This window comes from Mucilaginibacter inviolabilis (assembly GCF_011089895.1).
GTDB lineage: Bacteria > Bacteroidota > Bacteroidia > Sphingobacteriales > Sphingobacteriaceae > Mucilaginibacter > Mucilaginibacter inviolabilis.
On the sequence record NZ_JAANAT010000001.1, the window covers coordinates 2,921,847 to 2,946,468 of the forward strand.

General features: G+C 40.4%; 18 protein-coding genes and 2 tRNA genes. 6 read left to right on the top strand and 14 right to left on the bottom strand.

Annotated elements, in window-relative coordinates:
* The first annotated feature begins 102 nt into the window (after window positions 1-102).
* Window positions 103-2,466 (top strand): right-handed parallel beta-helix repeat-containing protein, encoded by a 2,364-nt coding sequence (locus tag G7092_RS11925; protein ID WP_202985260.1) that lies wholly within the window; start codon window positions 103-105, stop codon window positions 2,464-2,466.
* Window positions 2,467-2,696: 230 nt separating this feature from the next.
* Here the strand turns inward: G7092_RS11925 and G7092_RS11930 are convergent, their stop codons facing one another.
* The 7 genes from G7092_RS11930 to G7092_RS11960 form a co-directional block, all read right to left on the bottom strand.
* Window positions 2,697-2,954 (bottom strand): hypothetical protein, encoded by a 258-nt coding sequence (locus G7092_RS11930; RefSeq protein WP_166089523.1) that lies wholly within the window; start codon window positions 2,952-2,954, stop codon window positions 2,697-2,699.
* Window positions 2,955-2,972: 18 nt separating this feature from the next.
* Window positions 2,973-6,581 carry a beta strand repeat-containing protein gene (locus G7092_RS11935; protein WP_166089526.1) on the bottom strand — a complete coding sequence of 1,203 codons (3,609 nt, stop codon included), beginning with the start codon at window positions 6,579-6,581 and terminating at the stop codon, window positions 2,973-2,975.
* 482 nt (window positions 6,582-7,063) lie between these two features.
* The gene (locus G7092_RS11940; RefSeq protein ID WP_166089528.1) at window positions 7,064-7,834 is read right to left on the bottom strand and encodes a hypothetical protein; all 771 of its coding nucleotides are present in this window, start codon (window positions 7,832-7,834) and stop codon (window positions 7,064-7,066) included.
* 134 nt (window positions 7,835-7,968) lie between these two features.
* Entirely contained in the window at window positions 7,969-9,066 is a 1,098-nt protein-coding gene (locus tag G7092_RS11945) for an MraY family glycosyltransferase (protein ID WP_166089531.1), read from the bottom strand.
* A gap of 450 nt (window positions 9,067-9,516) precedes the next feature.
* Window positions 9,517-9,589: transfer RNA gene (locus G7092_RS11950), tRNA-Lys, on the bottom strand.
* Between the two features lie 51 nt (window positions 9,590-9,640).
* A tRNA-Arg gene (locus G7092_RS11955) sits at window positions 9,641-9,714 on the bottom strand.
* A gap of 100 nt (window positions 9,715-9,814) precedes the next feature.
* Window positions 9,815-10,684, bottom strand: coding sequence for a hypothetical protein (locus G7092_RS11960; RefSeq protein ID WP_166089533.1), 870 nt, complete (start codon window positions 10,682-10,684; stop codon window positions 9,815-9,817).
* Window positions 10,685-11,362: 678 nt separating this feature from the next.
* Between G7092_RS11960 and G7092_RS11965 the strand changes: the two genes are divergently transcribed.
* On the top strand, window positions 11,363-12,223 hold the full coding sequence (locus tag G7092_RS11965; protein ID WP_166089535.1) for an N-acetylglucosamine kinase: 861 nt from the start codon (window positions 11,363-11,365) through the stop codon (window positions 12,221-12,223).
* 111 nt (window positions 12,224-12,334) lie between these two features.
* Here the strand turns inward: G7092_RS11965 and G7092_RS11970 are convergent, their stop codons facing one another.
* On the bottom strand, window positions 12,335-13,027 hold the full coding sequence (locus G7092_RS11970; protein WP_076374039.1) for an NUDIX hydrolase: 693 nt from the start codon (window positions 13,025-13,027) through the stop codon (window positions 12,335-12,337).
* 130 nt (window positions 13,028-13,157) lie between these two features.
* Here G7092_RS11970 and pfkA point away from each other — a divergent pair, with 130 nt between their 5' ends.
* Genes pfkA through gap form a run of 3 tightly spaced genes read left to right on the top strand, consistent with a single transcriptional unit; the run spans window position 13,158 to window position 15,999 of the window.
* Window positions 13,158-14,144 carry a 6-phosphofructokinase gene (gene pfkA, locus G7092_RS11975; RefSeq protein WP_166089537.1) on the top strand — a complete coding sequence of 329 codons (987 nt, stop codon included), beginning with the start codon at window positions 13,158-13,160 and terminating at the stop codon, window positions 14,142-14,144.
* A gap of 3 nt (window positions 14,145-14,147) precedes the next feature.
* Entirely contained in the window at window positions 14,148-14,996 is an 849-nt protein-coding gene (locus tag G7092_RS11980; protein WP_166089540.1) for a hypothetical protein, read from the top strand.
* A gap of 7 nt (window positions 14,997-15,003) precedes the next feature.
* Window positions 15,004-15,999, top strand: coding sequence for a type I glyceraldehyde-3-phosphate dehydrogenase (gap, locus tag G7092_RS11985; protein ID WP_166089542.1), 996 nt, complete (start codon window positions 15,004-15,006; stop codon window positions 15,997-15,999).
* A gap of 240 nt (window positions 16,000-16,239) precedes the next feature.
* Here the strand turns inward: gap and G7092_RS11990 are convergent, their stop codons facing one another.
* The 6 genes from G7092_RS11990 to glgB form a co-directional block, all read right to left on the bottom strand.
* Window positions 16,240-16,965 carry an SDR family NAD(P)-dependent oxidoreductase gene (locus G7092_RS11990; protein ID WP_166089545.1) on the bottom strand — a complete coding sequence of 242 codons (726 nt, stop codon included), beginning with the start codon at window positions 16,963-16,965 and terminating at the stop codon, window positions 16,240-16,242.
* Window positions 16,966-17,016: 51 nt separating this feature from the next.
* The gene (locus tag G7092_RS11995; protein ID WP_166089547.1) at window positions 17,017-17,922 is read right to left on the bottom strand and encodes a helix-turn-helix domain-containing protein; all 906 of its coding nucleotides are present in this window, start codon (window positions 17,920-17,922) and stop codon (window positions 17,017-17,019) included.
* A gap of 102 nt (window positions 17,923-18,024) precedes the next feature.
* Complete coding sequence (locus G7092_RS12000; RefSeq protein WP_166089549.1) at window positions 18,025-18,327, bottom strand: DUF1330 domain-containing protein; 303 nt, start codon at window positions 18,325-18,327, stop codon at window positions 18,025-18,027.
* A 20-nt stretch (window positions 18,328-18,347) separates the two neighbouring features.
* Window positions 18,348-20,765, bottom strand: a complete 2,418-nt coding sequence (locus tag G7092_RS12005) for an ABC transporter permease (RefSeq protein ID WP_166089551.1) — start codon at window positions 20,763-20,765, stop codon at window positions 18,348-18,350.
* A 182-nt stretch (window positions 20,766-20,947) separates the two neighbouring features.
* Complete coding sequence (locus tag G7092_RS12010; protein WP_166089553.1) at window positions 20,948-21,139, bottom strand: hypothetical protein; 192 nt, start codon at window positions 21,137-21,139, stop codon at window positions 20,948-20,950.
* Between the two features lie 82 nt (window positions 21,140-21,221).
* On the bottom strand, window positions 21,222-23,165 hold the full coding sequence (gene glgB, locus G7092_RS12015; RefSeq protein ID WP_202985321.1) for a 1,4-alpha-glucan branching protein GlgB: 1,944 nt from the start codon (window positions 23,163-23,165) through the stop codon (window positions 21,222-21,224).
* A gap of 810 nt (window positions 23,166-23,975) precedes the next feature.
* Here glgB and G7092_RS12020 point away from each other — a divergent pair.
* Window positions 23,976-24,371 carry a VOC family protein gene (locus tag G7092_RS12020; protein WP_166089557.1) on the top strand — a complete coding sequence of 132 codons (396 nt, stop codon included), beginning with the start codon at window positions 23,976-23,978 and terminating at the stop codon, window positions 24,369-24,371.
* The last annotated feature ends 251 nt before the right edge of the window (window positions 24,372-24,622 follow it).

A 24,622-nucleotide genomic window follows, 5' to 3' on the forward strand; every position in this document is an offset into this window, starting at 1 on the left:
CTTTAAAAAGTTTTCCCTAATGATAAGTGGTTTGAATTTTATAAGTTTCTTTTTTATTCTTTCACTATCGTGTGCCCTCACGCTAATAAATACTCCATATCAATGCAATTTCTAAAATCGACTATCCTGGCCATCACGCTTGCCTCTTCGGGCATTCTAATGCAACCTTGCTACGGGCAAAACAACATTTACGTATCTAACAGCGGTAACGATAAAAATGATGGTACTTTTAAGCACCCCGTTCAGCATCTGGAAACAGCCTTGTCAAAAGCAAGCGGATATATTAATAATGATGTGGTTGTTATATTGCGGAGCGGCATTTATCCACTGCAAAAAACAATAGAAATAACCCCGGACAATTTCAAAGAGCATTCTTTGACCATTAGCTCATACCCCAACGAAAGAGTAACCATTACGGGTTCAAGCAAAATAAAACCGATATGGCAACCCTATAAAGGACACATCGTCAAAGCAAAATTATCTGTTGATTTTGTTCCTGATCAATTATTCATCAATGGTAAAAGCTTGCCGATGGCCCGTTACCCCAATTTTGATTCCACAGCCAGGGTCTATAACGGAACGGCAAAGGATGCCATAAGCGAAAGCCGGGTAAAAACCTGGCAAACACCAGCCGGAGGCTATATTCATGCCTTACACGCCGGGGAATGGGGCAGCTTTGATTATTTGATCACCGGGAAAGATGATAAGGATGTACTCACTTACGAAGGTGGCTGGCAAAACAACCGCCCTTCACCTATGAATAAACAATATCGGTTTGTAGAAAATATTTTTGAAGAATTAGATGCTCCCGGCGAATGGTTTTATAATAAATTAACCCAAACGCTTTATCTGTATCCGCCGGCAGGAGTCGATTTGAATAAGGCTGTATTTACCATTAGTGGTTTAACAGATCTTATACATGTCATCGGTAGTAAAGAGAAGCCTCTGAGTAACATCACCATTAAAGGCATCGACTTTACGCAAACGGCCCGGTCATTTATGCTGGCCAAAGAGCCTTTACTACGAAGCGACTGGAGGATGTATCGCGGAGGAGCAATCCTGCTCGACAGAACGGAACATGTAATCATCAGCTATTGTAATTTTTATGAGCTCGGCGGCAATGCGGTATTTTTAAGCAACTATAGCAAGAATGATACTATCCGCGACAATCATATACATACCATTGGTGGTAATGCGATTGCTTTTGTTGGCAATCCCGACGCAGTACGGTCTCCCGCTTTTAGTTATGAAACTTTTGTTCCCTGGGACAAAATGGACTATCAACCCGGCCCTAAAAGTTCCGACTATCCACAATATTGTGTAGCCAGCGGCAACTTGATACATCATATTGGCACTATTGAAAAACAAGTAGCAGGTGTACAGATCTCTATGTCGTCACATATTACGATAAGCCATAATACCATTTACCATACACCGAGGGCCGGGCTCAATATGAGTGAAGGAACCTGGGGCGGGCATATGATCGAGTTTAATGATGTATTCAATACGGTATTGGAAACCGGCGATAACGGGGCTTACAATTCCTGGGGCAGGGACCGTTACTGGCGCCCGGAGCGTAACCTGATTGATAGCATAGTGGCGGCCAGGCCAGGCATCCAGTTTCTGGATGTAATTGATCCTATCATCATCCGTAATAATCGTTTTCAGTGCGATCATGGCTGGGACATTGATCTGGACGATGGCAGCAGCAATTATCGTATATACAATAATGTTTGCCTGAGCGGGGGCTTAAAGCTACGTGAAGGCTACAATCGTACAGTTACCAATAACATCATTATCAATAATACCTTCCACCCGCATGTGTGGTTAAAAAACAGCAATGATGTATTTGAACATAATATTGTAAGCTTGCCCTATGCCCCCATCCTGATGAATAACTGGGGCAAAAACATCGATCAAAATTTTTTCCTCACCAAAGAAGCGTTGACAGCGTCTCAGCATTTAGGCTTAGATAAAAACAGCACTTATGGTGATGCCCGGTTTATTGACGAAAAAAGTGGAAACTATCATTTAAAACCAGGCTCCCAGGCTTTAAAAACAGGCTTTAAAGATTTTGATATGAATTTTGGAGTTACCTCTGCTGTTCTAAGAAAACTGGCTCAAAAACCGACGATCAATCCTCTGGTTATTTCTGTAAATCAGGGTACACAAAACAGGATAGAGTGGCTGGGGGCACATTTTAAAAACATTGAGACCCTGGGAGAAAGATCGGCAGCCGGATTGCACGATAACAATGGCGCATTGCTTACAGATCTGTCAGCAGCATCCCTTGCCGCAAAAAGCGGCTTAGAAAAGGGAGATGTGGTGATTAAGGCAAATGATGATAGTGTTAATTCTGTAGAAGAATTACTTAAAATATACCAAAAAATTAAATGGATGGGAAAGGCTAAACTTGTTATCGTTCGCAACCAAAATGAGCAAGTAATCATTGTGAATTTTAAATAATGTACAATATGTTAGTAAGATCCCCTCTTATTGATTGGCGGACCATTTTCCTTAAAAAGTGGGTTTACATGGTTTACACAATTTACGGTTAACATCGATTTAAATATTTGACAATCAATAAATTAATTACATTTCACCATCAAATAGTGTTAACCATAATTTGTTCAGCCAAATAGCTGATTTACATGGTTAAAGCCGAAGTATTTCACGCCAATTAAATAAGGGGTTTACTATGAAGCACTTTTACCGGTGGCGTTATTCTTTTTGATCAAATAACAAACAGCAATAGCTACAGCAATAACTGCTATATACATTGTCCAGGTATCCAGGGGGCAGTTTCCAATCGGATCAACTAATACATCGCACGGCTCACCTGGGTCATCGGCCAATACCATAAATACATTACTTACAATTAACAAAAGCAGCAAAATTGCCCTTTTCCCGAAGACAGCCATATTCACTCTGTTTATGCTTCTAATTTTTTTCATAAGAATTTGAATAAATACCTATCTTTTTATAAATTTTCCTTGCCCAACCAGCGCCCCATTTAACCCATCATATAAATTAACGATGTATATGCCGGGGGTAAAATAGCCTACGTTGGCTGTCCAGCTGGAGCCCGTAACTTTTAGTTTGCTCATTACAAATCCGGTTGGACCAATAATGCTTAAGCTGTAAGCCTTGTTAGATGATTTGTCCGCAATCTGCATTTGTATCTGCGACTCGGCGGGGTTAGGATAAACCTTAACCACAGCTCCGTTAGGAGCCTGTAACGTATAAACAATACTAATTTTCTGAGAATAGGTTACGGTTCCGTCCCGATCAGTTTGCTTTAACCGATATACATTATCCCCGGTTGAGGCCAGGAGATCGGTATAAGTATAATTACTTGTACCATTGCTTTTAAGCTGATATATGGAGTTGAAATTACCTGCCTGATCCTGTTTTTCCAGCGCAAAAGAGGTAAAGTCCTCTTCATTCTCCACCAACCAATTAATATCAATTCCTTTGGTTGCTTTTTTTCCTGTAAAACTGAGCAGATGATAATTTGACGGGATTTTATTAATAACCAGCTCAAATCTTTTGCCGCCATAGGTAGCTGCGTTATTCCTGTCTAAATTAAAATTATAGGTATTGTTATGAGTCATATCCAATGAATCATTCAATAACTTATCGTGTAAAAAAACGGTGTAGTAGCCGGGCAAACCACTTATTTCGGTTTTTGAAACTGTATATATGCCCGAGGTAGTAGCGCTGACATACAAGGGAATAATGGTTCTGGATGCAGAAAGCGTTGAATATTTGTTCAGGGCCAGCCTTACACTATCTGTACTATAACTTGAAAGATAAACGCTTGGCCCTAGTCCGTCTAAATCTATCCCGTCCTCTTGCTGATTATAGGCAGATAACCAACCATCCTTAAAATAAATGGCACAGTTATCATTACGAACACTATCGGCAGATAATTCTAATTTAATATCGGGAATAACCTCATCAGTAGTTTGTGTTAAAACGGCATTTGCAGATGCTGTAACTGATGCCCTCACATTAGCAATATGCATTTGACCTGGGACAGACATCAGCAATGGGGTTGGTTGCTGGTTGGTACTTACTTTTGCAGCCTCTGTAAAAGTTACTGTTGTAGTGGGGCCTACAGTTGGGATACTGATAAAAAAGCCCTGCCCGCTGCCCAGATACCGCGACGCTCCGTTACCATCGCTATTCCCGGCTGTGCCAATGGTAGGATCCCAATAAGAATAGCCTTTGTTTACAGGATTAAAAACCAGAAACCTGGTTGAAACAGCTGCTGTATTAGAAAAATTAATCCCCGTTCCGCCAGATTTTAAATTGGTGTTATTTAAATCTAATGCACTGGCATAAGGATTGCCCAAAAGATAATACCCCGTACCCGGATTGTGCTTACTAAGCGTAGAAGAAGCTCCTGCGTAAGCCCATGGTGTAAAGGTAACAGAGCCCTGATTTAATGCACCTGAAGCCGAAAGGGTAACGGTTTCGGGCGCCAAACCTACTGTCCCACCTTTTTGCCCGGTCCCGGTACCTAAGTTATTAATATTGTCACCGATAAAATAAAACATAAAACCATTACCAACGGGTATGGTGGTATTGGCTACACCGGTGATATTAACGGTGTTACTACCTACAGTGAGTTTCTCCAAACCTTTAAAGGTTCCGGATGTAAATGTTGTATTACTAGTAGGCACATTTTCCTGATAAAAATATAAGGTTGGATTGTTATTAACGGTAGCATTAAATCCATTTGATGTACCTCCCAAACCCGAAATAAATGCCCTGGCGGCTACATAATTGACGTTAAAAATACCGCTCCCCGTATTAACCGGACTCGACATTAGACGGTAACCACGCTGGCTGGTGGAGCCACCCTGTAAATAGCGCTCCACATTTACATTTCCGGTTATTGGTGTAGTATAATTTATTGGCCCAACCGTAGCGCTTGAGGCAGCGGTTGATTTTAACGTAAGATATGCTGCACTGCTGGTACCGGCCACAAGCTTTGCCGGGCTTACCATAGTTAATATGCCGGTAGGTGATACGGAAAAATTGCCCGTACCTGCGCTCATTGTTGAAACACTGGCGGCATTGGCACCATTAAATGTTACTTTATTAAATACAGTACCCGCGGTGCTATTATCAAGCAATGTTTGTGCACTTGTACCGTTAAAAAAGGTAGTACCCGTGCCCTGGGTGTATATGCCCCCACTGTTATTGGTATAATTACCCCCGATATAAAAATTAGCTAAACCCAGATTAAGGGTACCCGTATTGTTAACCGCACCTTTAATAATAATATCACCCGCATCCTGGTTCACTACGGTAGATACCTGATTTGTCCAGCCACCCGTTACAGTAACAGTTGGGTCATTGGTATTTAAGTTCACAACACCGCCTCCTGTAGTCCAGTTGTTGCCAACGGTTAAACCCTGTGGCGCAGCCGTACCAATAGTGCTGTTTTTATCAACAACCTTTGTACTTGCACCGGAGAACGTCAGATTATAATACGCGGGAGCTATTGTATTAATATAGGTTGCCGAAGTGGTAGCAGAAGGTTCATTGGCGGTATAAACCGTTTGATTCTCGGCATTGTTATCACTAAACAAAGTGGTACCACTATTACCGCCGAATTCAAAATAAACATAAAAGTTATCTATAAGGGGCGTAATAATGGGCGTTTTATTCCGTAGCTCAAAAGTGTTACTATTGCTGGCTGCAGTAGCCGCATAGCCCGTGTTATCAGCCACAACCTGACCGTAACCTGTAAAACCAATCACTCCTAGATTTAATCCGGCAAAACCTGTTATAGGAGGCGAAAAGTTTTTAACAAGATTCATTTGCCCTAATAGTGTTGTTGTCCCTTTTTCAACCGAAAAACTGGGATAACAAACCTGACCGCTACTTGCATTATTAACACCGTTACTGTTGAGTAAAACATTCCCGTTGATGGTCAATTGATTTACCTGTGCGGAAAATAGAGCTACATCCGCCACCGTACTGGCTGGCTGTGTTGCAGCATCCCCCACTACAAGGTTACCCTGACAAAGCACATTCCCTGTTCCGGCTATGATAGCATTAAAAATATTCCTGTTGTCGGCTGCCCCTGCATAATGATTCTGCGTTATATTTCCAGTTACTGTTAATGTAATTGCGACACCATTAACCGTTAACGGCATATTATACTTTGTTCCAAAGCTTTGCTGTGCCCCGGAGGTATTCCGTAAGTAATATGTTGCGGCTGTAACCCCATTATTGCCAAAGGTTAGGGATTTCCATGTTGTATTGGTGGCTACAATTGGAAAGTTGGTAAGTGTAATGGTGGTAGTGGTAGGAATTATACCTAAAAAATAGGTTGTATAGGTTGTAGCTACTCCAATGTTTACATCATCGCCACTTCCGGGAACGCCATTGTTAACATTAACAGCTGTTCTGTTGAACCAGTTATTGGCATTACCCGCGTCGGTACTTGTCCCCCCTATCCAATCATAGACAGTAGCATTTGCCGTAGGAGCAATTAGCAGTGCAAACGAAAAGAGAATGATTTTAAAAATCAGTAAACTACCAATATTGCTGTGTACTCTCATCAGATTATGACCAATTATTGAAATTCGGGCTGCTTAATATCTTTATTGATCAATACTTTTTATCCCTGCTTATTTACTTGTGGTGGTGGGTCATTAATGGAAGTGTTATAAAGAACTATTTACTTAGTAATATGATGTGAATCAATTTAGCAACCACCGATATGATATAAATTTGACGGTTTTTAAGTTAAGTTTTAATGGCTTCGACACACAAGCAAATCATGCCGACGAAATGACAATCAGGCACGATGGAATTTCAATAAAATTGATAATGAGCTAATTCTTACATGTTAGTTGTAAACCCCATGGATTACTTGTTACCATGGGAACATGTCCTAAAAGAAGGTTGTTATTGAATATTAAATATGCGTTGGGATTCAGTCAGATTTATTATTTATCTTATATCTTCTATTGTTGATGAATAAAGGAATCGCCCCTACTGATTATATTACCCACTTCAGCGTATCAGATAAAACTATTATTCAAAATCCAGAATCTCTGATTAGTTTATTATAGGATACGGTATTACCAAAATTGTACCGGAAACCTATCGTGAAGTGGGCATACTGGTCAGGAGCATTGTTTTTAAACTTAGCCGGAGGGTCATTGTAGCCATCAAGGCCTTCGCCAAAAGTATAATTATGCTCATAGCCCAGGGTAATGGTATAGCCAACCTGATTGTATGAATCATAAATTTTAAACTCATAGCCAAAACGTAATGGTAAAACCAGGTTGATACTTTTGTCTTTACCCTGAAAGCCTTCTTTAGTACCCAAAGGGCCGTGATAATAAGAATTACTGGGATCGGAAAACGCGGGCGGGTTGCCACGCTGTATAAATTTCATGTTATTAGATATAGCACCGATCCCTGTACCTACATAAAAGTTTTTAACCCCGTTTAAAAAACCATTGTCTGCATAATCAATAAAGCTACCTAATTGTACATCGGCATGCAGCAATAAAGCTTTATAAGCATTCTTGTACATACGTCCGTAAGCATCCTTGTCGGGGGTAAGTCCCCCTCCGGAAAGCGTACCAAACTGGTATTCAAGCGCAACAGGCACATAAGGATTAAAATTGTAGGCCAGGTTTAGGTTATAAATAGCATGCCAGTCCTGCCTTTTGGTATCGGCATAAGCCCTGCCATAACCAATACCGCCGCCAACACCCCATTCATAATAATTATACCCTTCCTGTGCCTTTACCTTAAACCCTGCAACTGCTAAAACAAAAAACAGAATAAATTTTTTCAAAGCTAAATTTTATGAGTTTCAAACAGAGCTCACCTAAATATATAGGGTATTTAATACGCCTAAGGTGACATTAGACATAAAGGCAAAAACATCCGATGAGTAAACAGAAATAATCGTTGAATGGGGAGTAAGTCTCAAGCTATTTGCTCGCGTTTTTTGGAGCGCTCTTTGGAACGGATGCAGAAAGTGATCATCCAGTTAAAAATAATGGGAATTAATAGGATCACCGAAATCAAAAAGGTATTGCTCAGATCGCTGAAAAGTAACACAAAACCTATAGCGCCCAGGTTCATGCCCGCCAGCAACAGCGTGGCCTGTAAATGGGTAAGCCCCAGCTTCAGCATACGGTGGTGCATATGGTTACGGTCGGCATCAAAGGGCGATACTCCTTTTAATATCCGCAGGGTGAATACCCGCAACGTATCAAAAACAGGTCCTATCAATATAGCTACCGTAAGCGCAGGTGCGGTAAACAAATGCGGTACATCGGATACGCTGACCTTACTGATCTCGGTATATTTAATAGCCATCACTGCCGATACCAAACCGATGAGTAAAGCTCCCGTATCCCCCATAAATATTTTGGCCGGGGTGATGTTATAGCGTAAAAATCCCGCTACCGCCCCTACCATGGCCAGGCAAATAGCAGCCAGTTCATACTGTTTTACCGACATCAGCATCAAAGCAAGGGTACCATTAACAATCAATCCGGTGGTGGCAGCAAGGCCATCTATCCCATCTATCAGGTTAAAGGAGTTTACAATCAGCATGATCAATAGGATAGAGAAGATAGCGCTGGGTACATAGGGCAAATTAAAAATACCGAAGATGCCATACATGCTGGTGATCCGGATATCGCCCGGCAATACCAGAATGGCCGCCACAATAAACTGGATGAGGAATTTGGTGCTGGAGTTTACGCCCGAAAGATCGTCCTTTAAACCCATAGCAAATAAAATGATACAGGCTATCAGCAAATAACTAATGGGCAGGGCTTTATCTATAATACTGAATAACAAGGTAGTGATAATAAAACTTACAAATATGGCCACACCACCCAGGCGTGGTATGCCATGGTCATGCTGTTTGCGGAAATGCCCTACATCATCATATAAATGACGAGCCCGTGCCACATGTAAAATGGACGGTATGGCCAGTAAGGTGATCAGAGCGGCTACGACTATTACTAAGACATTATACAGGAAGTGATAAGAGTGTAAAAATTCCATCATATAGGCCTGAAGTTAAGAGCATGTATTTAAACTGTTCCTTTGCAATCACTGCGCATTATTCAACTATTTCACTCCATCCGGAGGTAACATATCGCCTGATATCCGATACTAAAATTAGCATATCAGGTGGTTCATTTTTAACATTCGACACGTAGTGATTTCTAATCGACGGAAAGGCATATACAACCGCCAAAACGGACAGCCCCAGAATAACTTTCAAAAACATTTGCCGGTAATCTTCCGAAAATTGGACTTATACTGCCTGCTGGCTATAATAATTATATTCCAGACTTTGACTGATGCTTTGGTAGTGCTGTTGATCTTATCTACTGATATTACAAAGCAGATGATCAGATATTTGCAAACAGGGATCTCAAAAAAATGAATCCATAAAGAAAGCCCTTAAATAAATTATTTAAGGGCTTTTTACATCTTCGAAAAAATGATTTGTGATCCCGCTGGGATTCGAACCCAGGACCCCAACATTAAAAGTGTTATGCTCTACCAGCTGAGCTACGGAATCATTACTGTACTGAAATAAAAAGCCTCCCCAGGTTGCTTAGAGAGGCTTCTGTGATCCCATCAGGATTCGAACCTGAGACCTACTGATTAGAAATCAGTTGCTCTATCCAGCTGAGCTATGGGACCATCGCAATTTTTTCGCGGTGCAAAGATGCAAAATTATACGGAAATATCAATCAATTTTTTGAATTCTGTTAACTCTTAGATAACTGCAATATTTAAACGACTATGTTGCAGTTACCTTGCCCGTAAGCAAATCGACATTATAAGTTTTGTTTTTAATAACTACACTTGCCTTGTGATTGCCTAAAAAATTAATAACACCTTCATAATACCACTTTATACCATTAACCTCACCAATGGCTGCAAAAGCTATTGCCCCTGCTGTTATGTCGCCATTTTTGGTTAAATCAACCGTTACCTTATTTACATTATTTAATGTGTAATAGGCATGTATTGATGATGGTATCTGTGTCTTTTTAGTTGATGCGGTATCAACAAATGATTTGATACTCCCGTTATTAAAAGAGATAAGCTTGTTAGCACTGCCATTAATAGCCAGGGGAGCATCTTTATCAAGAGCCTTGGCTTCGTAAAAAGCTTTAACATTATGAACAAACAGCCCGCTGGGGGTTTGGCCTGTAGTAGCCAAAGAATCATAAGCCACATATCCATTTAAACCGGTAAAATCAGGATACTTTGCTCCCGGAGCTCTTACAGTATCGCAGCTAAAGTAAAATTTGAATAACCCGGTGGTTTCTGATTTAATGGTATCACCTATAACCGTTCTATAATTAACCACCGTATCCGGAAAGAAAGAGCAAAGATTAACAAGTCCTATTATGAGTGGTTTTGATTGTCTGATGGTGGTAAGATCGGGCAGAATTAACCCTTTGCTGATGTTAACACCGCCATAAGCTCCCGACAATGTTTGTGTTATATTTCTGATTATTTGACCGGTTGCCAGACTTGCGGTGTCAATCTTAGATGCTGGTGGTTTGCTGTTTGGGTTTAGTTTTACTTCTTTTCGGCAAGCGGTATAAAATAGTGCAGTGCCCGCTAGTGCTACAAGGAGGATTTTTAAATTTAATTTCATGATAAGGACAGGTGTAGATTTTTCTTAATACGATATAATTAGATGATTGTGAATTTAGTGCCAAGTAAGCAATTCAAATGCCGTTAATTAATTAACCAAACAAAAAGGCCGATTTAACTGCAAAGCAACTATATACCGATTTGTTAAGCATTTAAATAATCTATAAATTTTAAAAACATGAGTAAAACAATGGACTATGGGGAAAAACACCGGGTAAAATATTACGCATAAAAATTATGGCTCATTATATTGGGTCATATTGCAAGCAGGGAGCCGGATACTGGGTTTAGGGCAAACCGGTTAAAAGAAAAGCTATCTACTGTCAAAACAACACATGCTATCCAACAATTCCCTGTCATTTTTGTAGTTGTAAATCGTAATAGATTATAAAACATTATTTGTTGCTAAATAATTTAACATTACGTACAATTGCAAATTAAGTAGATTAATTACCGATGAGCTAATTACATGTTAATCATACACTTGTTATAATGAACAGCTTTTTGATAAAACATGTATCAACATTAGTATTTAATGTATTTTTAACTGATAATTTATGCAAAAACAAAGCTCTATTGACTTGAAAATCGCAATTTTTGCTTTTTAAAATGGAAAGTGTTTTTTTTACAATAAGTTAATCATACTTTTAACCCAATTTTTTTTAATAAAACTTAATTTATGATCATAATTGCTGACGGTGGATCAACTAAAACAAATTGGTGTCTGGTTACCGAAGAAGGTAAAAAAGTGTATTTTAACACTGAGGGTTATAACCCTTATTTTTCTAGTACGGAGTATATCATACAATCTTTAAATGAAAGTTTGCCTACCGACCTGGAGAAGGATGAAATAACCGAAGTAAATTATTACGGCGCCGGTTGTTCAACGCCCGAGATGCGTAAAATTGTTGAAGAAGCGATGAAAGCTGTTTTCACCAAAGCAAAGGTAAACATTGGCCATGACCTGCTTGCTGCCGCCCGTGCCCTGTTAGGCAACAACGAGGGTTTTGCAGCTATTTTAGGTACCGGTACCAATACCTGTATCTACGATGGTAAAGATGTGATCAATAACATTGACTCAGGAGCTTATATTTTAGGTGACGAAGGTAGTGGTTGTTATATCGGTAAAAAATTACTGGTTGATTATCTACGTGGTTATATGCCAGAGCCTGTACGTAACCTTTTCTGGGAAACTTTTAAACTTACACCAGATGATATAAACGAACAGGTTTATACTCAGCCACGTGCTAATCGTTTTTGTGCAAGCTTCAGCAAGTTTGTTTATGATAACAACGTACATATTGAATATTCACGTAACCTGGTACGTACCTCATTTGAAGACTTTTTCCGTAATCTGGTAACTCATTACCCAGATTATCAAAAATATACTTTTAACTGTATCGGTTCAGTTGGTTACAATTTCAGGAATGTTTTGGAAGAAGTAGCTACCGAAAACGGCATGGTAGTGGGCAGCATTATCCGCTCGCCTATAGATAACCTGGTAAAATATCACCTGGAGCTGGCTCCAAGCTCTTTGTAAAAAAAGAGGCAAGATATAAGAGTCAAGAATCAAGATAAAAAAAGGCCCGGAAATTAATTCCGGGCCTTTCTCATTTTTATTTTAATGTCTTATATCTTGCTTCTCTTCCCTCTATCCAATATTCATTTCGCCCTGGAATATTTTGCCGTATTTGCGTTTGTCGAATTTGTACAATTTGGCGGCACGGTAGGACACGCCTTTTTGTTTTTCGTCAAGCTCCTTTAAAAATCCGTAGCTCAGCATTTTCTTTCTGAAGTTGCGTTTATCCAGTTTTTTACTTAAAACGGCTTCATAAAGAGACTGCAACTGGGTAAGCGTAAATTTTTCTGGCAGCAACTCAAAGGCAATTGGCTGATAATGCAGCCTGCGGCGGATCTTGTTAAACCCCGTATTAAATATCTCGCTGTGATCAAACGCAAGCTTTGGCAATTCATTAACCGGGTGCCAGAAAGCTTTTTTAGCATATTGGGTTACCGGTCGTAGTTCCTTTTGCCCGTTTATCCTGATCAGCGCATAATAAGCCACAGTGATAACCCGGCCCTGAGGGTGCCTGTTTACTTCGCCAAAAGTATGAAACTGCTGCATATGCAAATCGCGCAAGCCGGTAAGCTCATATAATATACGCTCGGCGGCATCGTCAATACTTTCGTCTTGTTCCACAATATAACCGGGTAACGCGAGTTCATCTTTATAGGGCTCTTCGTTACGTTCAATAAGCAAAATTTTAAGTTCGCCGGCTTCAAAACCAAAAATTACGCAGTCAATAGAGAATACGGAATCAAACTTAGGTAGCATTACTTCCAAAATTGTACGGGGATTTAAGTTTAATTGTTAAATATATGACCTTAATTCCTAATCCAAAAAAAAACAAATAAAATTTAATGGTGTAATTTACACACACTATCTTCGTAGCGCAAATCTAAGTAATGTAAAAATGCAGAAAATTTCAAAAATTGCGGTTTTAACTTCTGGTGGCGATGCCCCTGGAATGAATCCCTGTATAAGGGCGGTTGTTAGAACAGCACTATACAATGGCCTGGAGGTTGTTGGTGTTAGGCAGGGTTACAAAGGGCTTATCGAGAACGACATGTACAACATGGACAGACGCTCGGTAAGTAACATACTTAATTTGGGAGGTACTATTTTAAAAACAGCCCGTTGCCTGCCTTTTAAAGAAGATGAAGGCATGGCCACCGCTTACAAACATTTAAAGGAACATGGCATTGACGCCCTGGTGGTTATTGGCGGCGATGGTACCTTTACCGGTGCACTGCGTTTTTCAAAAAAGTATCCGGATATTTCGGTAATCGGCGTACCAGGTACCATTGATAATGATCTGTGCGGATCAACGTACACATTGGGTTTTGATACCGCCACTAATACCGTTATTGAAGCCATTGATAAGATACGTGATACTGCCGATGCCCACGACCGATTATTTTTTATTGAAGTAATGGGCAGGGATTCTGGGGCTATCGCTTTACGTGCGGGTATTTCCTGCGGTGCCGAGGCCATCCTGCTTCCGGAAAAACAAACAGCTATTGAAGATCTGATTAAGAATTTAAAAGACGGCTCATCTAACAAAAAATCATCAAGCATTGTTATTGTAGCCGAAGGCGATAAAAATGGCGGTGTATATGATGTAGCTAAAGCTGTGCAAAAAGAAGTTAAAGATTACGATATTAAAGTAACTATATTAGGCCACTTGCAAAGAGGTGGCAGTCCATCAAGTTTTGACCGCATTTTGGGTAGCCGACTTGGCTATGCCGCTGTAAATGCGTTAATTGCGGGCGAAACACAAAAAATGGTAGGTTTGCAGGCCAACCATATTCTGCTTACCAGTTTGGAAGAAGCCCTTAACCAACATGAATTTAAGCTCGAGGCTGATCTTTTGGAAATGGCAGATATATTATCAATATAATAAATGATTGCAGTTGTATATAGCGGATCGTACTTTGCACATTGGCGGCTTGCCGATAAAGGAAGAACTGTTGCTTCGTTTAAAACCAATGGCATCAATCCCTATTTTAACGACGAAAAATATATCCTGCAACTGCTCAATAAAAACATTAACCTGATACATCACGCTGAAGAAATAAAACGCATTTATTTTTTTGGCGCCGGTGCCTCATCTGATGAACGCAGGCAAATTGTCCACAACGCGTTATCGGCCTTTTTTAAATTCGGCAAGGTAGTGGTTGAGCACGATATTACGGCAGCGGCAATTGCCTGCTGTAAAAACTCACCCGGCATTATCAGTATTTGCGGCAGCGGATCCAATGCAGCATGGTATGATGGTAAAAAGGTACTGACCAATAATTATGGGTTGGGTTATATTCTGGCCGATGAAGGATCTGGCAATTGGCTGGGCCGACAGCTGATCAAGGGTTTTATGAACGAAACCCTTCCTCCAAATATCAAAAAAAAGTTTGTGAGCAAGTACGATGTGGACAGGAAAACCCTTCTGGAAAAAGTTTACAGGCAAAAACAACCTGCTTTATTTTTAAGCTCGTTCACCGAATTTTATCAGGATAATCATAACGACCACTATCTACAAAACGTCATAAAAAAAGGTTTTAGCAAGCTAATTTCAACATATTTACTACCTTTATCAAAGCAACATCCGGGTGCCTCTATTCATTTTGCAGGTACGGTAGCTGCCAACTTTCAGGAGTATTTACATGAAGCTGCATCGGAGGCAAACCTTCAAATAGCAAATATCATTAAAGAACCTATAAATAATTTATTAACCTACTATTCTAATAAAAATTAAAAAAATCATGAAAATAGGAATTAACGGTTTTGGCCGTATTGGACGCCTGGCATTCAGAGCCGCAATTGAAAGATCAGACATTGAAGTTGTTGGTATTAATGACCTTGTTGAGCCTGATTACATGGCTTACATGTTGAAATACGACTCAACTCACGGTCAGTTCAAAGGCACTATTGCTGTTGAAGGCGGCCATTTGGTTGTAAACGGTAAAACTATCCGTGTTACTGCCGAGAAAGATCCTGCTAACCTTAAATGGAATGAAGTAGGTGCCGAGGTGGTTATCGAATCAACTGGCTTATTCTTAACTCAGGAAACTGCTCAAAAACATATCGATGCCGGCGCTAAAAAAGTGGTAATGAGCGCACCAGCTAAAGATGATACCCCTACTTTTGTAATGGGTGTTAACCATAAACAACTGAAAGCCGATCAAACTATCGTATCAAATGCTTCATGCACTACCAACTGTTTAGCTCCTATCGCTAAAGTATTGGATGATAACTTTGGTATCGAAGAAGGTTTGATGACTACTGTACATGCTGTTACAGCTACTCAAAAAACAGTTGATGGCCCGTCTGCAAAAGACTGGAGAGGTGGCCGTGGTGCTTACCAAAACATCATCCCTTCATCAACAGGTGCAGCTAAAGCAGTTGGTTTAGTTTTACCTCAGTTAAAAGGTAAATTAACCGGTATGTCATTCCGCGTTCCTGTGGCTGACGTTTCTGTAGTTGATTTAACTGTACGTCTGAAAAAAGGTGCTTCCTATGAAACCATCAAAGCTGCTATGAAAGCTGCATCTGAAGGTGAGTTAAAAGGCATTTTAGGTTACACTGAAGATGAAGTTGTATCTGAAGACTTTAAAGGTGATGCACGCACTTCAATTTTTGATGCAAAAGCTGGTATCGGCTTGAATGACAACTTTGTTAAAGTAGTATCTTGGTACGATAACGAATGGGGTTATTCAAACAAACTGATCGACCTGGTACAGGAATTGGGCAAGATCTAATTTTTGATCAATCAATTTTAATTTATATAGCAAAGCCCGCGGTTTACCGTGGGCTTTGTTGTTTTTACATACTATAGATTGCTCTAAAAAGCTATATCATTGCGAGCGCAGCATGGCAATCTCCTCGCTTGCATATTAAACGCGAGGAGATTGCTTTGTCGTTCCTCCTCGCAATGACATAATTTATTATTTATCTCCCGTCTTTGCTCCTTATTCCAAAAATCCTTGCTCTCTAAAAACCTACCACGGCGTTTCTCCATAGTCGCTGATATATTTTCCGGTTGGGCCATTTTTATCCAACATGGCGTAGGCTACAATCGGAGCTGCACCATCTTCTACCGGTTTAGGGCCCTGGTTGTTATTAAATTCGGTATTGGTATAACCAGGATTTACCGCGTTTACTTTAAAGGAATCCTTTAACTCAGCCGCCAAAGCAACGGTATAGGCATTCAAAGCTGTTTTTGACGGGCCATAAGCTGCCGATTTAAAATGATAATGCTCCCAATCAGGATCGTTATGCAATGTAAGCGAACCCAGATCGGATGTTACATTCACAATTCTTGGATTTTCGGCCTTTTTAAGCAGATCAATAAATATCCTTACCGTACGTATCGGGCCAAAAAAGTTCACTTCAAAAACGTTATGCAAGTTATCGTTATTGGCATTGGAGGGTTGTTGTGGAAAAGCGCCGGGAATGCCTGCATTATTGATCAGCACATCCAATTTATCGGTACGTTTAATCAATTCATCATGAGCCTGCTGAACCGAAGCTTCGCTTGTAACATCAATCAGCAACAATTCAACATCGTTAAAACCTTCGGCTTTTAGTTTTTCAACAGCGTTGTCGCCATTATTTTTATCCCTGCTGCCCAAATATATATGATAACCCGCTTTGGCCAATTGGCGTGCGGTTTCCAGGCCAATTCCCTTATTGGCGCCGGTTATTAAAACTGTTTGTTTATTCATAAAGCAAAGCTATGGAAGCCCATTTGAATAGCTGCTGTACATAGTCGGGCACTAACTGTACATTTCCCGGATTTGCTCGCGATAGCTTGCTGGTGGAGCGCCTGCAATCCGTTTAAAAAAGCGATTAAAATAGGCCGCATCATCAAACCCAAGCTCATCTGCTATTTGCTTTACCGATAGTTCGGTATGCAGCAAGCGGCGTTTAGCTTCAACAATAAGGCGCTCATGTATATGCGTAATGGCTGTTTTGCCGCTCTGTTGTTTAATAACTTCCGTGAGATGACCGGGTGTTATGTTGAGTTTTTCGGCATAGGCAGCAACATCATGCTGAGTAGCGTAATGCTCGCCGATAAGTGCCTGGAAGCTTTTAAGCATGCAATAGCTCACCGTAAGGCAACTTTCGCTGAATTGTTCGTTATACAGCCTGCTCAGGTAAATCACCAGCACCCGCAACCATGAGGTAAGCATTTGATTGCGCCAGGTACCGTCAGCATTAAACTCTACCAGCATCTTGCGCATTACATCCTCAATAAAGCTCATATCAGCCGCGGTTAGCAACAGTTCATGGGCTCCGGAGGGGTTTTGGATAATGGGTAGTTGTTTTAGTGTGCGGTTTTCTTCAAGCTGCAAAAACTCGTCAGTAAAGCTGGCCATCAGGCCTTCCATTTGTCCCGCATGTTCTTTTAGGTGTACCTGGTGAGGTACGGTAAAATAAAACGTATTGGGTTTAATGGTATACGGCATAAAATCAATCCAATGGCGATTATTCCCTTGCTTTACCAATACAAACAGATAGTAATCTTTGCGGTGAGGTATCAGAAAAGCCGGATCAAGCTTAAACACTTCACATCCTGCACTCGCCTCGCGCACCTCGATCATGCTGCTGCCGATGGAGCTGTTTTGCAGCAGCGAATAGGTTGGTATTGCTGGTTTCTCAAGCGTATCTAAAACTGACATACAGCAAAATAACAAAATAAATTAGGCGTGATTACATAGATATGCCAATCTAACACCAAGGTAAGTTACAAGTTGACGTAGATATTATAAAACAGGGAACGATCAAAGCAGGGATCCGGCTATCAATAACACTTTTTCTATAGCATTCTCTTTAAGCTGCATATGCTTTACTCTTTCCTCATCGTTCAAATATCCATCAAAGCCCTGCTGGCTAGCAAATGTTACAATATGTATTTCATATGGGTTTCCTAGGGATGTTTCTATAACACAATCGGCAGTTGGCCTTACCCGGTAAATTAATTCCCCGCCATGTTTATGCAACAAGGGTAATACATACGATTCGAACAGGTTAAATTCGTATTCTTTATTGTCCCTGATGAATACGATCTGGGTAAAGTAAAGCATGTTTAAATATAAAAAAGATATTACTCCGTTTTCAAACTCTTAACCGGATTTGTTAATGCGGCTTTTACACTCAGATAGGATACCGTGGCAAATGCGATCACCATAACTATCAAAAATGGAATAATGAACAGTAAAGGACCGATATCAACTCTAAAGGCATAGGTTTGCAGCCATTGGCTGATAGCATACCAGGCTATTGGCGCCGAAACAACAAAGGAGATAACTACTAACGCAGCAAAATCCTTGTATAGCAATGTCAAAATACTATTCACCGTAGCTCCCAAAACCTTGCGGATACCGATCTCCTTAGTGCGTTGCACAATAGTGTAGGACACCAGCCCGAACAGACCCAAACATGCTACAAAAATAGCTATGCCGGTAAATACGCCAAACACTTGTCCAAAACGTTGGTCGGTTTGGTATTGCTCATTAAAATACTGATCCAGGAAAAAATAATCAAACTGATCGCCTGGGAAAAATGCCGACCATGTTTTTTTAAGATCGGCAATGGTTTTAGGGAGATTAGTTGTACTTATTTTTACTGATACATAACCCCGCACATCAGGAATGCAACGAAAAATAATAGGCTCATAGGCATCACGCAAGGACTGCTGATGAAAGTTATCAACCACGCCTACAATGGTATATACCTGTCCCCAGAAATCAATACGTTTTCCTAATGCCGCCTCAGGTTTATTAAACCCAAGCTGTTCTATGGCTTTTTTATTAAATACAACATTATGAGGCTCATCTCCATAATTTTTAGAGAATTTACGGCCGGCTATGAGTTTTAAATCATAGGCAGTCAGGTAATCATAGTCGGCACCTACAATACGGTATTGCTTGCCCTGGCTTTCGTCGGCCGTGGTTAACTTAACACCACCGGCATTCCACCAAATTGATTCTCCCGGAACTGAGGTTGATACACTTATATTTTTTATAGATGATTGTGTCAGACACTCCTGTTTAAACGAGCTCATATCCCGATAAAACGAATCAATCTTATTCATCGGTGGCTTAATGATCAATGTTTGATCAATTTTTACACCCAGCTTTTGGCTTTGCATAAATTTTAACTGCCTGAACACTGTGAGCGACCCAATGAGTAAAAATATAGAGGCGGCAAACTGAAATACCACCATCGCTTTGCGTAAAACAACACCTTTAGGCGAAGCCAGTATTTTACCCTTCATCACTTCAACAGGCCGGAATGAGGATAATACGATGGCCGGGTAAAATCCGCTAAAGAATGATCCCAGGATAAATATACCTAACATAGAACCCCAGAAGATGGGTCTGGTAAACATATCAAACCCTATTTGTAAACCTGATATACGCGAAAAAACAGGTAAACAAATCAGAATTAATATCACAGCTAATATGATGGCTAACCCATTAAGCAGCATAGATTCTAACATAAACTGAGCAATCAACTGTGCTTTAGCTGAGCCCAATGTTTTACGAACGCCCACCTCTTTGGCCCTACCTATACCACGTGCGGTTGCCAGATTAATGTAATTGATCCAGGCAATAATGATCACAAATATGGCTATGCCCAGCAGTAAATAAACCGACTTTCCATCGCCATTGGGTTGAAATTCCAACATACGGTTGGAGTATAAATGGATGCTTTGTATGGGTTGCAAGGTATAAACAGCATCTTCGCCGGCACTTTTATAAGCATCATAAACTTTTTTTACAATAGGTATAAATTTACCCTCCAGCACTTTAGGGTCAACTCCTGGTTTAAGTAACACGTAGGTTTTACAGCCATCACTTAACCAGGCATTATCCATATCATAATCTTTATTCGGTGGATTTTCCTTGAGCAGCGTATTATATGATTGCAAAAAATCAAACTTCATGTGCGAATTGGCAGGAACATTTTTCATTACACCGGTAATTTTCAAGAGCTTATCATTATTAATAGTTAATGATTGCCCCACCGGGTTTATATCATGAAAAAGTTTTTGCGCCACCTCTTCGGATATGACCACTGTATTAGGCTCTTTTAAAGCCGTTTTGGGATCGCCGCTGATAAGCGGAAAAGAAAAAATATTAAAAAATGCATCACTCACATAATAATCATTGGTGATAGTCATTTTTTGGTCTTTATAATTAGCCAGCACTCTACTGGCGCCCACAATCTTTACAAAATCTTCTATTTCTGGCAAGGCAGCCTTGAAAACGCTACCGGGTGCGAATGCTCCGCCGGCCCACCGCGTGCTTAATTTACCATTGTTATACCTGTCTTGATTGATGCGGTAAATGCGGTCTTTTTTGGCGTGGAAATTATCAAAACTTAATTCGAAATTGACGTATTGCAAAATCAACAAACAGGCTGCCATCCCTATAGCCAAACCAACGATATTAATAAATGAGAATGCCTTGTGTTTATAGAGATTTCTAAAAGCTACAAGCAGGTAATTTTTCAGCATAATCAATTAAGTTTAGGCTGGAAATAGAGCCAAAAACATACCTTAATTTTAAGACATTGAAATTCAATAATTTAAAATAAAGTACACTTAAATAACTGTTCGGATTCGTTACAATTATTGTTCAGTATTGAACGGAAAAACGCAGAGTCATATCACTTAAATATTCTTATCCTAAAGAGCAGCTACATCAGTTCACTATCCTTTTTTTCATGATAAGTTTTGTAAGCGAGATAAAAGAACAACAGTGACGGCAATGCATTTAGCAATACATTTTGAGGATTTACCTCAGGATAGGTTATAATTACCTGCACTATTAACGATATGAATAGTAAACTGCCAATGGAAATATACAGGTAACGAAATTTCGGATTCATTAGGTATTCGATTAACAATGTAATCCAGCTAAACGCGTATTCCCGGTTAATGGTTACATTGTTAATCGACTTTTTAAATCCATCAGCGTTTCAGCTCATACTTGGCTGGCGCGTCTTTGGCTATTTTAAATATAGTAGCACCCAATGGTGGAAGGGTAATTACAATAGAATTATCTTTTCCATGCCACTTTATAGTTTCGGCGGTTACTTCGTGTCCATTGGTCAAACCGCTGCCCCAAAACTTTTTAGCATCTGAGTTGAATATCTCAACCCATTGTCCGCCTTTGGGTACACCTATACGATAATTATGGCGTGGTACAGGTGTCATGTTCAGGATGATCATCAGGTCGTCTTTTTCATGATGGCCCATGCGTCTGTAAACTAATACCGAATCATTGGCATTGCCCCCATCTACCCATTCAAAGCCACTAAAGTCAAAAGCTTTCTGATAAAGTGCCGGTTCATCACGATACAAATGATTCAGTGTCTTCACCGTTTCGCTCATGCCCTGGTGGTTTGCATACTCCAAAACATGCCATTGTAGCGACTGGGCAAAATTCCACTCATCGCCCTGACCAAATTCGGCACCCATAAACAGCAATTTGGTGCCTGGGTGCGTAAACATATAACTGTACATTAAACGCAGATTGGCAAATTGCTGCCATTCATCGCCAGGCATTTTGCGTAACATGGAGCCTTTGCCATATACTACCTCATCATGCGAAAAGGGCAGCATAAAGTTCTCGGTAAAAGCATATATAGTACTAAAGGTAATTTCGTTATGGTGATATTTTCGATTGATCGGATCCTCTTTAAAGTAACCTATGGTATCGTGCATCCAGCCCATCATCCATTTCATACCAAAGCCCAGTCCACCCAAATAAACCGGGCGACTAACACCGGTAAACGAAGTAGATTCTTCGGCGATGGTTTGCACCGATGGGAAATGACTGTAAACTGCCTCGTTGAACTCCTTCAAGAAAGATATAGCTTCCAGGTTTTCGTTCCCACCGTAAATATTAGGTTCCCACTCACCATGTTTACGGGAATAATCCAGATAAAGCATGGAAGCTACCGCATCTACACGCAAACCATCGGCATGATATCTATCCAGCCAGAAGAGCGCGTTACTGATCAGGAATGCCCTTACCTCGTTGCGGCCATAATTAAATATGTACGATTTCCAATCCGGATGAAAGCCTTTACGGTTATCGGCATGTTCATATAGATGCGTACCATCAAACTTGTACAGGGCATGCGCATCGCCAGGGAAGTGTGAAGGCACCCAATCCAGTATCACACCAATTCCGGCCTTGTGAAATTCTTCAACCAGATACATTAAACCCTTAGGGTCGCCATAGCGCGATGCAGCGGCAAAATACCCGCTGATCTGGTATCCCCAGCTCGGGTAAAACGGCGATTCCATAATGGGCATCAGCTCTACATGGGTAAAGCCCATTTCTTTGACGTAAGGTACCAGCTTATCGGCCAGTTGGGTATAGGTCAAAAACTCATCCGGACTCTCTAAACTGCGCGCCCATGAACCCGGATGTACTTCATAAACACTATATGGTTTATCCAGGCCATTATGTTCGTGCCGGTTGGCCATCCACTCAGCATCTTTCCATTCATAGTAGGTATCGGCAACTATGGAGGCTGTACTTGGCGGTACTTCCCACCTGAGTGCAAAAGGGTCGGCCTTTTCCAGGTTTTCGCCGGTTGATGATTTGATATAATATTTATAGGTTTCGCCCACACCCACATTCGGGATAAAACCCTCCCAGATACCCGAGGAATCCCAGCGGGCATTTAGACTGTGCGAACCGCGGTTCCAGCCGTTAAAATTGGCTATAACCGATACATACTGTGCATTTGGCGCCCAAACAGAAAAATAGGTTCCGATAACTCCATTAAATTCCACCACATGCGAACCAAACTTTTCATACAGTTTATAATGTTTGCCCGATTTAAATAAACTGATATCAAAATCGGTAAAACGGCTGTAGGGTTCTACAGCATTCTGCATTACATGTATCTGAGGCACGGATGGCTTTGCTTTGGCCGTCTTCGTGGCAGGCTTTGCCGTTTTGGAAGCTGCTGTTTTTGGTTTTGGAGCAGCTTTTTTAGCTGTTGCGGGTTTCACTTCCGGTGTAACTACCTTTTTATCAGCCGATTTTGCGACTTTCTTCTCTTTTGCAGGTTTAGCTTCCGGTAACGGGGTTTCGGTTTTCTTTGTTTGTTTGGCCATGATATAAGAACCTGTTAAGGCATGTTAGAATAACCCAATGTACGGGAATGGTTTGGTTTATATACTATCAAATATAACAGGATTTACAAGATTTTGATTTGATTTAAAAGATTATACTTTGGGCAATTATTTTTGTTGCCACCTCCTATTCATTCATGGGCTGAAAAACTTTTTAAACCCCGAATTTTAACACTTTTCTGCTCAAAAACGGGGTAAAAACCTTCGAAAATTCATTCAAAACCATCCATTTTAACACTTTTTAACAAATTTCAGCCCGTTTTTTAGCAGTTTTAAAAACTTTAAAAAGTATTAATTTATTGATTGTCAAATAACTACATACCAAACGATCTATTTTTGACCTTGTTTTGTCTTTAACAAAACAGCCCGGTTCTCCTTTTTGCGGGAGAACCGGGCTGGTATTTGTATAAAGATACGAAAAATAATCGGGAGTTGGAAGGCTTTAGTCTGAAGCCTACCGGCATAATAGGCCGAGGAATTAAAAGCAGCATTTGAATAAATACTCCTGACATACTGTTGTCATCAGGCATACTTACGTTTGCGTGTAAATAACAATCAAATAATAACAGTATGAAATTATCATCATTAAGAATTATCACCAACGAAATAAAAAACCTGGTACCGTTTTATGAAAAAATTACTGGTTTGCCCGCCAAATGGTATACGGACGACTTTGCAGAAATAACTACAGACGGTAGCAATTTAGCTATTGCCAGTACCCGTACATTAAGCTTATTCGGAAACAACTTTGCCGAAGCTGCCAGTAACAAAAGCGTGATTATAGAATTTCGCGTAGCAGATGTTGATGATCAATATGCTAAAATTAAAGATTTCTTGAATGATGTTATTCAAGAACCCACCACAATGCCCTGGGGTAACCGCTCTTTATTATTTCGCGACCCGGAGGGGAATTTGGTTAACTTTTTTACACCTGTTTCTGCTGAAGCTGCTGAACGATTCAATTAAGTTATAGGATTCTTTCGGTGCCGTTGTTGGTGTTGTCACCAACAACTTATTATCGTCGACCAGGCAGTAGAATGTTGGTGACAACACCAACATTGGCGAAGGCACTTTCTTCACACGTCATTGCGAGCTACGAAGCAATCTCTACATAAGCAGGTTAACCATAAAGATTTACTCTGTATAGTTTAGAGATTATTAATGTTCTGTTTGTTTTTTTTATAGGTATTAATGAGCTCCCTCCGGTCGGTTGTCTT

Coding starts and splice junctions, on each gene's coding strand:
- G7092_RS11925 (WP_202985260.1), top strand. CDS start 103: ATGCAATTTCTAAAATCGACTATCCTGGCCATCACGCTTGCCTCTTCG.
- G7092_RS11930 (WP_166089523.1), bottom strand. CDS start 2,954: ATGAAAAAAATTAGAAGCATAAACAGAGTGAATATGGCTGTCTTCGGG.
- G7092_RS11935 (WP_166089526.1), bottom strand. CDS start 6,581: ATGAGAGTACACAGCAATATTGGTAGTTTACTGATTTTTAAAATCATT.
- G7092_RS11945 (WP_166089531.1), bottom strand. CDS start 9,066: ATGATGGAATTTTTACACTCTTATCACTTCCTGTATAATGTCTTAGTA.
- G7092_RS11960 (WP_166089533.1), bottom strand. CDS start 10,684: ATGAAATTAAATTTAAAAATCCTCCTTGTAGCACTAGCGGGCACTGCA.
- G7092_RS11965 (WP_166089535.1), top strand. CDS start 11,363: ATGATCATAATTGCTGACGGTGGATCAACTAAAACAAATTGGTGTCTG.
- pfkA (WP_166089537.1), top strand. CDS start 13,158: ATGCAGAAAATTTCAAAAATTGCGGTTTTAACTTCTGGTGGCGATGCC.
- G7092_RS11980 (WP_166089540.1), top strand. CDS start 14,148: ATGATTGCAGTTGTATATAGCGGATCGTACTTTGCACATTGGCGGCTT.
- gap (WP_166089542.1), top strand. CDS start 15,004: ATGAAAATAGGAATTAACGGTTTTGGCCGTATTGGACGCCTGGCATTC.
- G7092_RS11990 (WP_166089545.1), bottom strand. CDS start 16,965: ATGAATAAACAAACAGTTTTAATAACCGGCGCCAATAAGGGAATTGGC.
- G7092_RS11995 (WP_166089547.1), bottom strand. CDS start 17,922: ATGTCAGTTTTAGATACGCTTGAGAAACCAGCAATACCAACCTATTCG.
- G7092_RS12000 (WP_166089549.1), bottom strand. CDS start 18,327: ATGCTTTACTTTACCCAGATCGTATTCATCAGGGACAATAAAGAATAC.
- G7092_RS12005 (WP_166089551.1), bottom strand. CDS start 20,765: ATGCTGAAAAATTACCTGCTTGTAGCTTTTAGAAATCTCTATAAACAC.
- G7092_RS12010 (WP_166089553.1), bottom strand. CDS start 21,139: ATGAATCCGAAATTTCGTTACCTGTATATTTCCATTGGCAGTTTACTA.
- glgB (WP_202985321.1), bottom strand. CDS start 23,165: ATGCAGAATGCTGTAGAACCCTACAGCCGTTTTACCGATTTTGATATC.
- G7092_RS12020 (WP_166089557.1), top strand. CDS start 23,976: ATGAAATTATCATCATTAAGAATTATCACCAACGAAATAAAAAACCTG.